General features: G+C 35.2%; 15 protein-coding genes. 6 read left to right on the forward strand and 9 right to left on the reverse strand.

What is annotated here, in order from left to right; all coding sequences use genetic code 11:
* Window positions 1-8 precede the first annotated feature (8 nt).
* The 6 genes from QY331_03060 (at window position 9) to QY331_03085 (ending at window position 4,949) form a co-directional block, all read left to right on the forward strand.
* On the forward strand, window positions 9-2,420 hold the full coding sequence (locus QY331_03060; GenBank protein WKZ70235.1) for a cytochrome c-type biogenesis CcmF C-terminal domain-containing protein: 2,412 nt from the start codon (window positions 9-11) through the stop codon (window positions 2,418-2,420).
* A 178-nt stretch (window positions 2,421-2,598) separates the two neighbouring features.
* On the forward strand, window positions 2,599-2,922 hold the full coding sequence (locus tag QY331_03065; protein WKZ70236.1) for a DoxX family protein: 324 nt from the start codon (window positions 2,599-2,601) through the stop codon (window positions 2,920-2,922).
* 98 nt (window positions 2,923-3,020) lie between these two features.
* On the forward strand, window positions 3,021-3,374 hold the full coding sequence (locus tag QY331_03070) for a DsrE family protein (protein WKZ70237.1): 354 nt from the start codon (window positions 3,021-3,023) through the stop codon (window positions 3,372-3,374).
* Between the two features lie 40 nt (window positions 3,375-3,414).
* A complete protein-coding gene (locus QY331_03075; protein WKZ70238.1) occupies window positions 3,415-4,203 on the forward strand; it encodes a sulfite exporter TauE/SafE family protein in 789 nt (262 codons plus the stop codon).
* 1 nt (window position 4,204) lies between these two features.
* A complete protein-coding gene (locus QY331_03080; GenBank protein WKZ70239.1) occupies window positions 4,205-4,531 on the forward strand; it encodes a thioredoxin family protein in 327 nt (108 codons plus the stop codon).
* A 28-nt stretch (window positions 4,532-4,559) separates the two neighbouring features.
* Window positions 4,560-4,949 carry a YciI family protein gene (locus QY331_03085; GenBank protein ID WKZ70240.1) on the forward strand — a complete coding sequence of 130 codons (390 nt, stop codon included), beginning with the start codon at window positions 4,560-4,562 and terminating at the stop codon, window positions 4,947-4,949.
* 1 nt (window position 4,950) lies between these two features.
* Here QY331_03085 and QY331_03090 read toward each other — a convergent pair whose 3' ends face one another.
* The 9 genes from QY331_03090 to QY331_03130 form a co-directional block, all read right to left on the reverse strand.
* Entirely contained in the window at window positions 4,951-5,355 is a 405-nt protein-coding gene (locus QY331_03090; protein ID WKZ70241.1) for a hypothetical protein, read from the reverse strand.
* 44 nt (window positions 5,356-5,399) lie between these two features.
* Window positions 5,400-6,689, reverse strand: coding sequence for a glutamate-1-semialdehyde 2,1-aminomutase (gene hemL / locus QY331_03095; protein ID WKZ70242.1), 1,290 nt, complete (start codon window positions 6,687-6,689; stop codon window positions 5,400-5,402).
* A gap of 94 nt (window positions 6,690-6,783) precedes the next feature.
* Window positions 6,784-7,758, reverse strand: coding sequence for a porphobilinogen synthase (hemB, locus tag QY331_03100; GenBank protein WKZ70243.1), 975 nt, complete (start codon window positions 7,756-7,758; stop codon window positions 6,784-6,786).
* Between the two features lie 43 nt (window positions 7,759-7,801).
* A complete protein-coding gene (hemG, locus tag QY331_03105; GenBank protein ID WKZ70244.1) occupies window positions 7,802-9,178 on the reverse strand; it encodes a protoporphyrinogen oxidase in 1,377 nt (458 codons plus the stop codon).
* Complete coding sequence (gene hemH, locus QY331_03110; GenBank protein WKZ70245.1) at window positions 9,168-10,136, reverse strand: ferrochelatase; 969 nt, start codon at window positions 10,134-10,136, stop codon at window positions 9,168-9,170. The genes hemG and hemH overlap by 11 nt, the downstream gene beginning before the upstream one ends.
* 205 nt (window positions 10,137-10,341) lie before the next feature.
* Window positions 10,342-11,718, reverse strand: a complete 1,377-nt coding sequence (gene hemN / locus QY331_03115) for an oxygen-independent coproporphyrinogen III oxidase (protein WKZ70246.1) — start codon at window positions 11,716-11,718, stop codon at window positions 10,342-10,344.
* Window positions 11,719-11,766: 48 nt separating this feature from the next.
* Window positions 11,767-12,156, reverse strand: a complete 390-nt coding sequence (locus tag QY331_03120) for a GxxExxY protein (protein ID WKZ70247.1) — start codon at window positions 12,154-12,156, stop codon at window positions 11,767-11,769.
* Between the two features lie 31 nt (window positions 12,157-12,187).
* On the reverse strand, window positions 12,188-13,234 hold the full coding sequence (gene hemE, locus QY331_03125; GenBank protein ID WKZ70248.1) for a uroporphyrinogen decarboxylase: 1,047 nt from the start codon (window positions 13,232-13,234) through the stop codon (window positions 12,188-12,190).
* A 15-nt stretch (window positions 13,235-13,249) separates the two neighbouring features.
* The gene (locus tag QY331_03130) at window positions 13,250-14,044 is read right to left on the reverse strand and encodes a uroporphyrinogen-III synthase (protein ID WKZ70249.1); all 795 of its coding nucleotides are present in this window, start codon (window positions 14,042-14,044) and stop codon (window positions 13,250-13,252) included.

A 14,044-nucleotide genomic window follows, 5' to 3' on the forward strand; every position in this document is an offset into this window, starting at 1 on the left:
AATTTAGAATGATTGGAAATATAGTTTTAACCATAGGACTTCTTGCAAGTCTTTTCACTCTTACTATGTATTATTTTACACTAAGAGGTTTTGAAAATACAAAAAACTTTGCAAGAATAGGATTTCACACTACTGCTATTATGGTAATCGCAGCTAGTGCATTATTGCTTCATGCTGTGCTTACACATCAATATCAGTATAATTATGTTTACAACTATAGTGGAAGCGGACTTCCAACCGGCTTACTTATGTCAACGTTTTATGCCGGACAAGAAGGCAGTTTTATGTTATGGGTATTATTAACTTCCATAGTAGGATTAATACTTTTAGATTATACAGCAAAGCGTGGCGACCTGGAAGAGCGTACAATGTTTTTCTTTACATTGGTTATTGCCTTTCTTCTTGTTATGGTAAACCCACTATTAAAATCACCGTTTAATTACATTTGGGCTGATCCAAGTTTCATAAATGCAAAAAATATTAATTCATCATTTCTGAATTTATCATTCGTTCAAAATTTTCTATTTACTGATTCCAGTAATGGAACAACATTCGTTCAGATGAATAAAGATTTGTATGCATTGTTAACTGCAAACGGAATTGCGATCAATGATTTTATTATTCAAGGAAAAGGCTTGAATCCACTTCTCCAAAACTTCTGGATGCAAATTCACCCGCCGATTTTATTTGTTGGATTTTCAATGGCAACAGCGCCATTTGCTTTTGCAATGGCCGCAATAGTTAAAAATGAATATACGGAATGGATTAAACAATCATTACCCTGGATACTTAGTGGAATGATGCTACTCGGGCTGGGAATTATGCTTGGTGGTTATTGGGCTTATGGTGTACTCGGTTGGGGTGGTTATTGGGGATGGGATCCTGTGGAAAATTCTTCTCTTGTACCTTGGATTGTCGGTGTTGCGTTAATTCATACAATGTTGATCCAAAAAAAATCGCAATCAAATGGCGGACATCCAAGATTTGTAAAAACAAATTTGCTGCTTGCTGTAATGACTTACGTTCTAGTTATTTATAGTACATTCTTAACGAGAAGCGGTATTCTTGGCGACGCATCTGTACACTCGTTTGTTAGCCCGGGTATGTTGGTTTACTTTTTCTTAGTTGTGTTTATTGGAACATTCACAATTATCGGATTAGGTGGAATTGCTTATCGCTGGAAATACTTAAACGAAACCTTTAACGATGACAGCAGCGGCCTATCAAGAGAGCTAGCGTTGTTTACAGGAGCAGTTACTTTATTAGCATCTGCAATTATTGTTTTAGTCGGAACAAGTGCTCCAATTTTCGGTCAATCTGTTGAAATAAGATTTTATAATGAAATGAATTTACCGATCGGAATTATTATCGGTTTATTAAACGGACTCAGTTTATTATTAAAATGGAAACATACAGAAAGTAATGAGATTTTTAAGAACTCAAGAAATGCAATAGCTGGCGCAGTTATTATGACCGCATTAATTGTAATATTTGGCGGTATCCATGATATAATGATGATCATCTTTACATTCTCTGCAGCCTTCGCACTTTTCGTGAACGGTGAAATTGCTTTTAAAATATTAAAAGGAAAGAAAACACATTTAGGTGCATATATTGCTCATATCGGTATAGCGTTATTTATGTTAGGTGTTATAGCCACAGGCGGAAAAACATATGAAGAACAAATCGATTTAGTTAAAGGCGAACCAAAATCAGTGCTTGGTTACGACTTAACTTTTAAAGGGTACACCCCAATTGATAACGGAAAGAAGTTTGCTTTTAATATTGATATTGCCAAAAATGGTGAAGTAAAAAATACAATATCACCGGTTATGTACGTTGCAGATTTCAACAATAGCTTGATGCGTGAACCTGATATCTTAAATATGCTTACAAAAGATATTTATGTTTCACCACTTGGTTATAATGATGGAGCAGCACAAGATCACAACCATGATCAGACTGTAACAATAAAAAAGGGAAGCTCTGCGACTTATGAAAATGCGGTTGTTACTTTTGTAAATTTTGAGTTTCCGGAAGAGTCCATGAGTTCAATGATGGGCGGCGGTTCATTTCAAATCGGTGCTGTCTTCAATGTTGAACAAGAAGGCAAAGCATATGAAGCAAAAGCGTACATGAAAAGTGAAGGTGGAAATAGAACATTTGTTCCGGCAGATGTACCCGAAGCAAATTTAAAGATAGATATGATTAATCTGGATGCCTCCGGTAGCGTGGTTGTTTCATTAGAATCACTTGATGGATCGGACTCTAATAATTCTCATGCTTCAATGACAAAGGAAACTCTTTCTATTGAGGCGAGTGTAAAACCATTTATCAATTTAGTTTGGGCTGGTGTTCTTATCATGGTTGCGGGTTTTACAGTCTCGGTTGTAAGAAGAACAAAAGAATCAAAAAAATAATTAGAGAATTACATTTATAATTTAAAAGCGGCTTCGGGCCGCTTTTTTTTGTTCACACATCTAAGCGTTTGTATGTTCTGAAAAAGTATTAAATTTTATTTTCATTTACTTCAATTGTTTATAAAATTTTCCCAAAAGGATTCGTAAAACAAAACATATAAATCGTACAAATAAAAATATGACCTCGTCCCTTACAATCTTCTTTGTGAGGGTAATGGTTGGGTCAGTATTTCTAATCGAAGGAATTCAAAAATTTCTTTATTTCGAAATTAGAGGAGTTGGCAGATTCATTAAAATTGGGTTACCCGCACCGGAGTTTTTAGGTTACTTTGTAGCCTCATTTGAAATCGTTTGCGGTATTTTAATTTTACTCGGATTATTTACTCGTATCTCTGCTGTTCCATTAATAATTATAATGTTAACAGCAATAATCTCGACAAAAGTACCAATACTTTTTAAAGATGGATTTTGGGAAATGGCACATGCCGCAAGAACAGATTGATCAATTTTAATTGGGTCAATGATTTTGCTATTAACAGGAGACAGGAAGTACACAGTAGATAATATTTTCAACAAATAAAAATTTATTATGGAGAAAAAATGGAAATACTTATAATTATTAACGATGCACCTTATGGAACGGAAAAAGCTTATAATGCATTACGATTAGCAATGAGTATTCAAAAAGAAAGCAGCGATACACAAGTTGATGTGTTTTTAATGGCAGATGCAGTCGGATGTGCTCTACCAAATCAAAATACACCTCAAGGATATTACAATGTTGAGCGAATGTTGAAGTCAGTAATTCTGAAAGGTAGCAAAGTAAAAGCTTGCGGCGGTTGCATGGACGCAAGAGGATTAACTCAAGAAATGTTAATGAATGGTGTTGAAAAAAGTAGTATGAAAGAATTGACCGAGTTAACTTTAGCTTCAGATAAAGTGCTTACATTTTAGTATTCCATCAATAAGCTCAAGACTAAAAGAAAAATAATTTATGGAATATATTATTATAGCAGCTGTTGCATTATTTGTAGCGGGACTAACATTCTTCTCCGGATTTGGTCTTGGTACTTTATTAATGCCTGCTTTTGCACTTTTCTTTCCAATTGAAATTGCTGTCGCTGCTACGGCAATTGTTCACTTTGTTAATAATATTTATAAATTTATTCTCATCGGTAGAGAAGGGAATTTAAAAATAGTTATAGCTTTTGGTATTCCCGCCGTTATTGCTGCGGCTGGAGGCGCATATCTTTTAGATTATGTTAGTCAATTTGAGAATGCATATTCTTATTCATTATTCCAAAATGAAATGAGTGTAACACCTGTCAAATTTATGATTGCACTACTTATGATAGTTTTCGCAATTGTAGAATTAATTCCAAATTTTAAAAACTTTAAAATCTCTCATAAGTGGATTCCTTTTGGTGGACTATTATCCGGATTTTTTGGCGGTCTCTCCGGACATCAAGGAGCTCTAAGAACTGCATTTTTAATTAGAGCCGGATTGGAGAAAAAGGAATTTATAGGAACACTTGTAGGTTGTTCATTATTAATAGACGTAACTAGAATTACGATTTACGGAATTACATTTTTCAAAACAGATTTTAATATTTTAGATCAGTCCGGTTTGTTGGGTTTGTTAATTGTGGGTTCGGCTGCTGCATTTATCGGTACAACTTTTGGAAAATATTTATTAGAGAAAGTAACGTTTAAATCAATACAATATACAGTTGCGTCAATGCTTTTTCTTTTAGCAATAGGTTTAGGAATGGGAGTAATTTAAGATGAACATAACATCAATGGATCAATTTTCTAAAATCATTTCAGAAAATGCAGCAGTTGCGGCATACTTCAGTACAGAACATTGTAATGTTTGCAAAGTACTGAAACCAAAATTAAAGGAATTTATAAGTGAAGAATTTCCTAAAATTGTTTTTATATATATCGATATTGAGAATGAAAAAGAACTAGCCGCAACTTATTCTATTTTTGCCGTACCGACGATTATTTTTTTCTTTGATGGAAAAGAAGCAATTCGGAAATCTAGAAACTTCGGGTTTTCTGAATTAGAATTAGCGATAGAGAGACCCTACAAAATGTTATTTTCATAAACATATTTTTATTAAATGAGGATAAGATATGAACAAATTTTGGATTGCCTTTTCACTTGTACTATTAACTACTTATATATACTCTCAGGACGAACCTGAATTTAAAATGGTTCAATATTATTTTGTCGAGTTGATTAGAAATCCTGATAAACCTCAAATTGATTCAGCAGAAGTAATGAAGATTCAAGAAGGGCATATGCAGAACATGAGGAATATGGCTGAAGCGGGAAAACTTCTTTGTGCCGGACCATTCGGGGACAACAATGGCGGTGGTATTTGGATTCTAAAAGTTGATTCATATCAAGAAGCCGAAGAGTTATGTAAGCAAGATCCGGCTGTTATAAATAAACGATTGAATTATTTGATTCGTCCTTGGTGGACTTCGGAAGGTACTTTTGTGTTAGAAAAGGGAGAGTGATTTAATATACTATCTCTACTTGAACTGAATCCGGGAATACCAATATTCTGTGTGTAACATAATCACCACCTTGAGTGCATCCGACACCGCTTTCCAACGGTTCAACTCCAATCCCTTGAAATAATGCGCGGTCAGATCGAAGATAGACCACGCTATATTCACCGTTTTCATTATTCAACAATTGGTTCGGAATTTGGAAACCCACAAAACTTTTATTTCCTCCGCCAAGCTCGGAAGTTTTTCTGAAATAGATCTGAGACATTGTAGCAATATGCAATAAATCGTTTGTCACTCCGTTGCGATTCGATTCAATAGCATTCGTGTGGAATAGATTCATACCAACAATCAAAGCACTACCAACAATTATCACACCCAATGTAATTAGTAAAAGTTGCTGTTGACCCATTTCCAATCAAAAAATATTTGATTTAATTTATACAGAAAATAAATTCAAATCAATGTCTTTAATGAATTGTGATGAGCTTCAATTGTTTTATCTAAATCTTCTTTTGTGTGTGCAGTTGATACAAACATTGCTTCAAACTGTGCTGGGGCTAAGTAAATTCCTTGTTTTAACATTTGGTTAAAGTATTTTCCATACAGTTCTGTATCAGATTTTACAGCGGATTTAAAATCAGTTACTTCTGCTTCGGTGAAAAACATACACATCATTGATCCAATGCGTGTCATTGTATAATCTTTACCAATCTGTCTAAGATTTTCCTTTAAGCCTTTTTCTAAATAAGCAGATTGCTCTTCAAGGATTGTGTAAGTGTAGGGATTATCTTTAATTTTTTTCAATGCAGCATATCCTGCAGCCATTGCTAAAGGATTTCCGCTTAAAGTACCGGCTTGATAAACAGGTCCGACCGGTGCAATCTTTTCCATTATTTCTTTCTTTCCGCCGAATGCTCCAACCGGCAATCCGCCACCGATAATTTTACCGAATGTTGTCAAGTCAGGTTTAACACCCAGGACTTCTTGAGCACCTCCGGGTGCAACTCTAAAACCAGTCATTACTTCGTCGAAAATTAAAATGACGTTTTCTCTGTCACAAATTTCTCTAAGCTCTGTTAGAAATTCTTCTGTTGCAGGGATTACTCCCATATTACCGGCAATGGGTTCAATAATTATTGCGGCTATTTCATTTTTATTAGCAGCGATTAATTTTTTAACTGATTCAATATTATTGAAGTCGGCTGTCAAAGTATCTCTAGCATTTCCTTGAGTTACTCCGGGACTTGTCGGAATTCCGAGAGTGAGGGCACCTGAACCAGCTTTAATTAAAAAGTGATCAGCATGACCATGATAACAGCCCTCGAATTTTATGAATTTGTCTTTACCAGTATAACCGCGTGCAGCTCTAACAGCACTCATTGTTGCTTCAGTACCGCTATTTACCATTCTAACCATTTCTACCGAAGGAACAAGTTCAGTTATTAACTGAGCCATTTTAATTTCAATCTCTGCAGGTGCGCCGAAACTAACGCCATTTTCAATTTGTTCGAGTAGTGCTTCTTTTATGAAATCAGGATTATGCCCGAATAAATGAGGTCCCCAACTTCCAATGTAATCGATGTATTCGTTTCCGTCGGTGTCAACCATTTTTGAGCCGTATCCTTTTGAAATAAATAACGGATCTCCCCCAACTGATTTAAAGGCTCTAACAGGCGAGTTAACTCCACCCGGAATAAATTTCTGTGCTTCTTCAAACAACTTTTTACTTTTTTCAATATTCATATTATCTCCTCTTAATCTGTATCTTAATCATACTCTTAATCTTACTCTTTTTTTCTTCTCTTAATCTATTTGGATTAAGAGTAAGAACAAAAATTTATTTTATCAACTTTGCCGCATCTTTAGCAAAGTAGGTAAGAATCATATCGGCACCTGCTCTTTTAATAGCAATTAATGATTCCATCATGACTCGTTCTTCGTCAATCCAATCGAGTTTTCCAGCGGCTTTTATCATAGAATATTCACCGCTTACTTGGTAAGCTGCAGTAGGCATAGCAAGTTCATGTTTAACTCTAAAAATTATATCGAGATAAGCACCGGCAGGTTTTACCATAATTATATCTGCACCTTCATCAATATCGCTTTCAGCTTCACGGATTGCTTCGTCGCTATTTGCGATATCCATTTGGTGAGAACGTCTATCTCCAAACGCCGGCGTTGATTCTGCCGCATCTCTAAACGGTCCGTAATAACCCGATGCATATTTAACAGCGTAACTCATAATCGGAATCTGAGTGAATCCTTTGTAGTCCAAAGCCTTACGAATAGCTGCAACTCTTCCGTCCATCATATCCGAAGGAGCAATCATATCTGCTCCGGCTTCGCAATGTGATACTGCTTCTTTTGCTAGAAGTGAAACTGTTTCATCGTTTAAAATATTTTCTCCGTCAAGCAGACCACAGTGACCGTGCGATGTGTATTCGCATAAGCAAACATCGGTTATTACTAGTAAATCATTTACTTCAGATTTAATAGCTCTTATTGCTTTTTGAATGATTCCATTCGGATCATAAGCTTCGGATCCTTTTTCGTCTTTATGTTCCGGAATTCCAAAAAGTATTACAGCGGGAATTCCTAAATCACGAACTTCTTTGCATTCTTTAACTAAGTTATCTATTGAAAGTTGATAAACACCGGGCATGGATTTTATTTCATTCTTGATGTTTTCACCCGGACGAACAAACAACGGGTAAATTAAATCGTTTACACTTAGTTCGGTTTCTCTAATTAAACCACGTACTCGTGGATTGTAGCGTAATCTTCGTAATCTTTGGGTTGGATACATTGCCATTATTTTCCTCCATTACTTTGAATCATAAGATACCGCAACGGCGCTAAGACGCAAAGGTTCTGATTTTATTAAAAACTATTTCAGAATTTTTTACGCAATCACCGACGGAAATACCACCGCGATAATTGCCGCTTAAAAATATTCCGGGATTTTCTTTTTCAAATTTATCAAAATAATTTTCGTGTTCTATATAACCTAAGTTGTATTGCGGAATTGCTTTTTGCCATTCCCTGTAAACTATCAACTCGGGTTTACCGTCAATGTTCATTATTTCGCTGAATTCTTTAATCGCTTTATTAACTATTGTATCTGTTGATTCATCAAAAAGATTCGGCCTTCTTGCGCCACCGACAAATAAGGTGAAAGACGCATAACCATTAGGTGCTCTGTTCTTAAAAATTGTTGAACTCCAGATAGCTCCTAAAAAATTCTTTCCCATTTTTGAGGGGATTAAAAATCCAAATCCGTCCAACTCTCTTTTAATCTGTTCTTTTTTGTAACCTATGTATAGAACTAATACTGGCGGATAAAAAATATCAGTAGCGTGTTCAGTAAATTCATTATCAAATATTAAAAAATAATTAGCAGCTTTGTGAACTGGTATAGTTGATAATAGAATATCTCCGGATAATGATTTTCTTTCACCATCAACAGAGTAAGTTATTTCATAACCGTTAGCCGATTTGCTGATGATCTCAACTTTTGTATCATATTCAATTTTATTTTCAAACTTTTTTGCTATTGCTTCGGGGAAAGACTGCATACCATTAATGAATGAAAACATCTTAGCGCTTTGTTTTGATTCTTCATTACGCTGTTTTCTTTCTTTAGCACCTTTGATCATTCCTTTAACTAAACCACCATAAACTTCTTCTAATCTATATAGTTTTGGGAATGCAGATTTAACAGAAAGTTTGTTCGGATCACCGGCAAACACACCAGATACAAACGGATCGATTGCATAGTCCAAAAATTCTTTACCCAATCTTCGCTCAACAAATTCAGCTATACTTTGGTAGTAACCGTCTTTAGATTTTCCGATGAACGGTTCGCCCATTACTCTTAATTTTGCTTTTGTTGAAAACAATTTTGTTTTGATAAATGCGCGCGGTGATGTTGGAAGTGCATGAAGTTTTCCATCTCTTAAAATATATCTTTTGTTTGCTTCATCATTGGCATAAATCATTTGTTCTTTTAGACCGACTTCTTCTGCAAGCTTGCTTATAAGCGGTGTGGTTTCAAGTCCGCTATTAGGACCGAAGTCAATGGTGAAACCATTTTTGGTAATTGTTTCCATTGCGCCGCCGGGTTCACTTTTTGACTCGAGAATGTTAACATCGAAACCATCTTTCTTCAACCAATATGAAGTAGCCAATCCGGATATACCAGCGCCCAGAACTATAACTTTCTTATTTATCATTATTTTCTTTTAGTGCGTTAATAGTGATCTCTTTCAATGCAGAAATGAAGGTTGGTGAATCATTTAGTCCTTTCATCACAATATAATTTTCGATACCGCTCTTGTCGGCATCTTCTCTATATTCAATGTCGAGTTCAAATAATGTTTCAACGTGATCAGACACAAAACTTATCGGAACAATGAGTAAATGTTTTTTGCCTTTTTCCGCAAGTTCTTCGATCATTTTATCTGTTGCTGGTTCCAGCCATTTGACCGGTCCGACTTTACTTTGAAAACATAGATGATGCTCATGAGAATTGTTTCTTGCTTTCATCACAAGTTCAACGGTATCACAAATATGTCCGCTATAAGGATCGCCGCTTTTAACCATGCTCATAGGTGTACCATGAGCACTGAAAACTATTTGAACATCTGCTTGCACTTCTTTTGGGAAACGTGTGAGTGTTTCATCAATTTTTTCGTTAAAAGCTTTTATGTACTTTTCATTTTTATAAAAATCATTAATGTAAATAAGTTTCGAAGTATCGCCTTTATATTTTCTTTTCCATTCATTAAATGATGATCCAATTGTTGAGATCGAATAATGAGGATACAACGGAAGTAAAATTACTTTGTCATAATTACCTTCTTCAACTTGTTTAGCTGCAACTTCCGTCAGTGGATGCCAATAACGCATTGCCGTTATCACATCGATTTGGCTGAGATCTTTTCTTAATTCTTCTTCCAACAATTTTCTTTGAATTTCTGTCCATTCATTAATTGGAGATTTACCGCCGATAAGTTCATACTCTTCAGCAACCTTCGGTGCTCTTCTTTTAGAAATTATTTTTGCCAATGTTTTCTGAAAAGGGAGTTTAAATATATCAGGGTCTTGGAAAAGATTATATAGAAACGGTTCAATTGCTTCAATTGAATCGGGACCGCCTAATTGAAAAAGTACAACTGCTGTTTTACTCATTCACTTCCTTTCTTATAAAAATTGAAATATAACTCACAAATTCGTTGTAGCTAATTGTCGTCTACTTAAGAGACTATTGTACAACTGATAAGTCGTCATTCCGATCGAGCTGTTTTTTGGCGAGAGAGGAATCTCAACTAAAAATTGCTGAAAATCTCAATTTTTTCTGGGTTAGATTCTTCATTCCGCCAAACGAACGACGATATTACACTGTCCTTGAATAACGCGCCGTATCTTCTTTTCGTTCCAAGTAACCATCAAAATTCATTGCGATATTTCTAATAAGTAATCTTCCCATTTGTGTTACTTCAAATTTTCGATCACCCATAATTATAAGTCCATCATCAATATTTTCTTGTAGATTTTTTATTCCCAAGTTAAAATATTCTTCAAAATTTATATCGAATTTCTTTTCAACATCTTCATAGTTCAATTCAAAATCGCACATGACTTTTGTTATGACATATCTTCTAAGTAAATCATCTTCGTTTAATTTGTATCCTCGTTCGACAGGAAGTAAATCTTTATCGATCATCTCAAAGTATTCTTTTTCTTTCTTTACGTTTTGTGCGTAAGTATCGGCAAGCTGCCCTATGCTTGTGATTCCCATTCCGATCAAATCAGTGCCTGCGTGAGTACTGTAACCTTGAAAGTTTCTGTAAAGTTTTTTTTCGTGTAACGCTTTGGTTAAATCATCATCCGGTTTTGCAAAGTGATCCATACCGATAAATTCGTATCCGGCATCAGTTAATTTGGCAACCGACATTTTTAATATTTCTAATTTTTCTTCCGGTTTCGGTAAATCTTCTTCTTTAATTAATGCCATGTGTTTTTTCATCCATGGAACGTGTGCATAATTAAAGAGTGCAATTCTATCGGGAGAAATATCGATCATTTTGTCGACTGTCTTTTCAAACTCCTCAACTGTTTGGAAGGGGAGGCCGTAAATTAAATCCAAGTTGATGCTTTCGAATTCAAGTTCGCGAATCCAATTGACTACTCTTCGCGTCATCTCTTCTGGTTGAATTCTGTTAACTGCTTTTTGAACTTTATCATTGAAATCCTGTACGCCCATACTTATTCGGTTTATTCCGCCTTCGCGTAAAGCAACTAAGTGCTCTTTTGTTAATTCACGGGGATCAATTTCGCATCCTTCTTCGGAGTTTTCTTTGAAGTTGAAACTCGATTTTATGTAACCGAGTAAGTCACTAATTTCATCCGGATTTAATTGAGTTGGAGTTCCTCCACCCCAATGAAGTTGGATTGTTTGCCGGTCGGGTGAGAGTAGTTGTCTAACTAAATCAATTTCGTTTTTCAGATACTTAATGTATTCTGCAATTCTGTCCCGATTGCGGGTGATTATCATATTGCAGCCGCAGAAGTAACAGAGCGTATCGCAAAACGGAATGTGGAAGTACAGCGAAAGATCACGCGGGTTATCAACGTGGTTTGATTTTATCAAAGCGTTCGTTAAATCTTCCGATTTAAAGTTTTCGTGAAAATGCGGAGCCGTTGGATAGCTTGTATATCTTGGTCCGGGTCTATCGTATTTTTTTACTAAATCTAAATCTATTTCGAACATCAAATTACTCCCTTCATTTATTAACCGCGAAGTCGCAAAGACGCAAAGTTAAAAATTTAGAACCTTCCGTCTAAATCCGTCAACTAATTTTGGTACATTAAAGTTTATCAAAAAACCAAGTCTTTTATTTGCTAGCTTCATATAAGTTAAAATTTGTGCTTCGTGAACCGGTGCTAATTCATCAACTGCTTTTAACTCTATGATAATTTCTTCGTTTACCAAAAGATCGATTCTAAAATCGGCATCTAATATTTCATTTTTATATTTAACTGGTAATTCTAATTGTCTCTGTACAAATAAATTTCTATTCCTCAATTCCTTGAATAAACATATTTCATAGACACTTTCTAATAATCCGGGACCCAATTCCCTATGTACTTCAATTGCGCTATCTAAAATTATTTTGCTAAGTTTATTTAATTCCTCTCTGCTTATCACCTTTGCGCCTTCGCGTCTTTGCGGTTGTTTTTCAATGATACTTTTTACTTTCTTCTTTTACAAAGTCTACAAGAAGTTTCGCGTTTGCAGGCGGAACATCTGGTAGAATTCCGTGACCTAGATTAAAAATGTGTCCGCTTCCTTTGCCGAAACTTTCTAAAATTCTTGACGCTTCTTTCTTTATACCATCCGCTGTTGAATAAAGTTTGGTCGGGTCCATATTACCTTGCAGAGCAACTTTATCTCCGACTTTTTTTCTAACTTCACCTAAATTCATTGTCCAATCAAGTCCAATAACATCTGCGCCTGTTCCTACAATAGCTTCAATATTATAATGAACTCCCTTCGCAAAAACAATTACCGGCTCTTCATTTTTATTTAATTTACTTATTATTTGTTGGATATACTGAAGTGAAAACTCATTAAAATCATCGGGAGTAAGTATTCCGCCCCAAGTATCGAATATCTGAACAGCATCGGCACCTGCTTCAATTTTTGCATTCAAATAATCTGCAACGGCATCAGAAATTTTGCTGAGAAGTTTATGAGCAAGTTCGGGATTGTTATAAATTAATTTTTTTACTTCGGCAAAATTTTTAGATCCTCTACCTTCAACCATGTAAGTTAATAACGTCCAAGGTGCACCGCTAAAACCGATTAAAGGAACTCTTCCGTTTAACTCCTTTTTAGTTAATGAAACAGCATCCAATACATACTTTAAGTCTTTATCCGGTTCAATAATTTTTAATTCATTAGCGTCACGTTCATTTCTAATCGGTTTTGGAAAAATGGGACCTTTACCTTCGTGCATTTCGAGATTCATTCCCATTGCTTCGGGAATAACGAGTATATCCGAAAAAATTATTGCCGCATCAACTCCGATTAAATCTATTGGTTGGAGTGTAACTTCCGCTGCAAGCTCAGGTGTTTTACACATCGTTAAAAAATCGGCTTTTTCGCGCACTGCTCTATATTCTGGTAAATATCTTCCGGCTTGACGCATCATCCAAATTGGTGTGCGTTCAACCGGCTGACGTTTGCATGCTCTTAAAAATAAATCGTTCTGTAAGTTCGGCAAAAATCCTCCGTAGAATTAAGTAGTAATATTTTCTTTTTCTGAGTAATACTTTACTGTTTCTTTTATCAAGTCATTCATCGTGAAATTTTTTGGAATGATATCGATTTTTACTCCACTGATTTCTATTGCTTCTTTTGTTGTTGGTCCAATAGCAGCAATCAAGTAATCTGCAAAATAATTTTGAGCATCTTCTATTTGAAGAATTTTCAAAAAATTATTATATGTAGAAGGACTAGTGAAAATGAACAAATCCGGGGTCTCTTTTTGCAGCATCTTTTTGCTTTCTTCAATATCATTTTCATCAGGCAAACCAACATCATAAATAGGAGTTTTTACAACTTTAGCGCCTAACTCAATCAAACCAACTTTTAATTCATCCGGTGCAATTGTCGATGATGGAATAAAAATATTATTATTAGTTATATCGATTTCTTTAAAATGATTTAATAAACCCTTAGCAGAAAAATCATTAGGAACAATATCAACTTTAATGTCAAGCTCTTTGCAAACCGACGCTGTTTTCTTCCCAACGCAAACCACACTCAAACTAGATGGTAAATCAATTCGAATTTCTTTTAAGCGCTCAACAGCATATTTCACCGCATTTTCTGAAGTGAAAATTATGTAATCAAATTTGTCTAATTGGTTTGCATAATTATCAAACATGTTAAAGGTTTCAATCGGTCTAATTTTTATTGTAGGGAAGGGAATTACAATTGCTCCGAGCGATTCAAATTTTTTGATCGAATCATCTGATTGCTCTTCACTTCTGGTAATAACTATAACTTTATTTTTTAATCCGTAGTTCAA

This window comes from Melioribacteraceae bacterium (assembly GCA_030584085.1).
Lineage (GTDB): Bacteria > Bacteroidota > Ignavibacteria > Ignavibacteriales > Melioribacteraceae > SURF-28.

What these genes read in the sequence shown, in the direction of transcription:
- QY331_03070 (WKZ70237.1), top strand. Translation starts at nt 3,021, where the DNA reads ATGGAAATACTTATAATTATTAACGATGCACCTTATGGAACGGAAAAA.
- QY331_03075 (WKZ70238.1), top strand. Translation starts at nt 3,415, where the DNA reads ATGGAATATATTATTATAGCAGCTGTTGCATTATTTGTAGCGGGACTA.
- QY331_03090 (WKZ70241.1), bottom strand. Translation starts at nt 5,355, where the DNA reads ATGGGTCAACAGCAACTTTTACTAATTACATTGGGTGTGATAATTGTT.
- hemN (WKZ70246.1), bottom strand. Translation starts at nt 11,718, where the DNA reads ATGTTCGAAATAGATTTAGATTTAGTAAAAAAATACGATAGACCCGGA.
- QY331_03065 (WKZ70236.1), top strand. Translation starts at nt 2,599, where the DNA reads ATGACCTCGTCCCTTACAATCTTCTTTGTGAGGGTAATGGTTGGGTCA.
- hemL (WKZ70242.1), bottom strand. Translation starts at nt 6,689, where the DNA reads ATGAATATTGAAAAAAGTAAAAAGTTGTTTGAAGAAGCACAGAAATTT.
- QY331_03060 (WKZ70235.1), top strand. Translation starts at nt 9, where the DNA reads ATGATTGGAAATATAGTTTTAACCATAGGACTTCTTGCAAGTCTTTTC.
- hemG (WKZ70244.1), bottom strand. Translation starts at nt 9,178, where the DNA reads ATGATAAATAAGAAAGTTATAGTTCTGGGCGCTGGTATATCCGGATTG.
- QY331_03080 (WKZ70239.1), top strand. Translation starts at nt 4,205, where the DNA reads ATGAACATAACATCAATGGATCAATTTTCTAAAATCATTTCAGAAAAT.
- hemH (WKZ70245.1), bottom strand. Translation starts at nt 10,136, where the DNA reads ATGAGTAAAACAGCAGTTGTACTTTTTCAATTAGGCGGTCCCGATTCA.
- hemB (WKZ70243.1), bottom strand. Translation starts at nt 7,758, where the DNA reads ATGGCAATGTATCCAACCCAAAGATTACGAAGATTACGCTACAATCCA.
- QY331_03085 (WKZ70240.1), top strand. Translation starts at nt 4,560, where the DNA reads ATGAACAAATTTTGGATTGCCTTTTCACTTGTACTATTAACTACTTAT.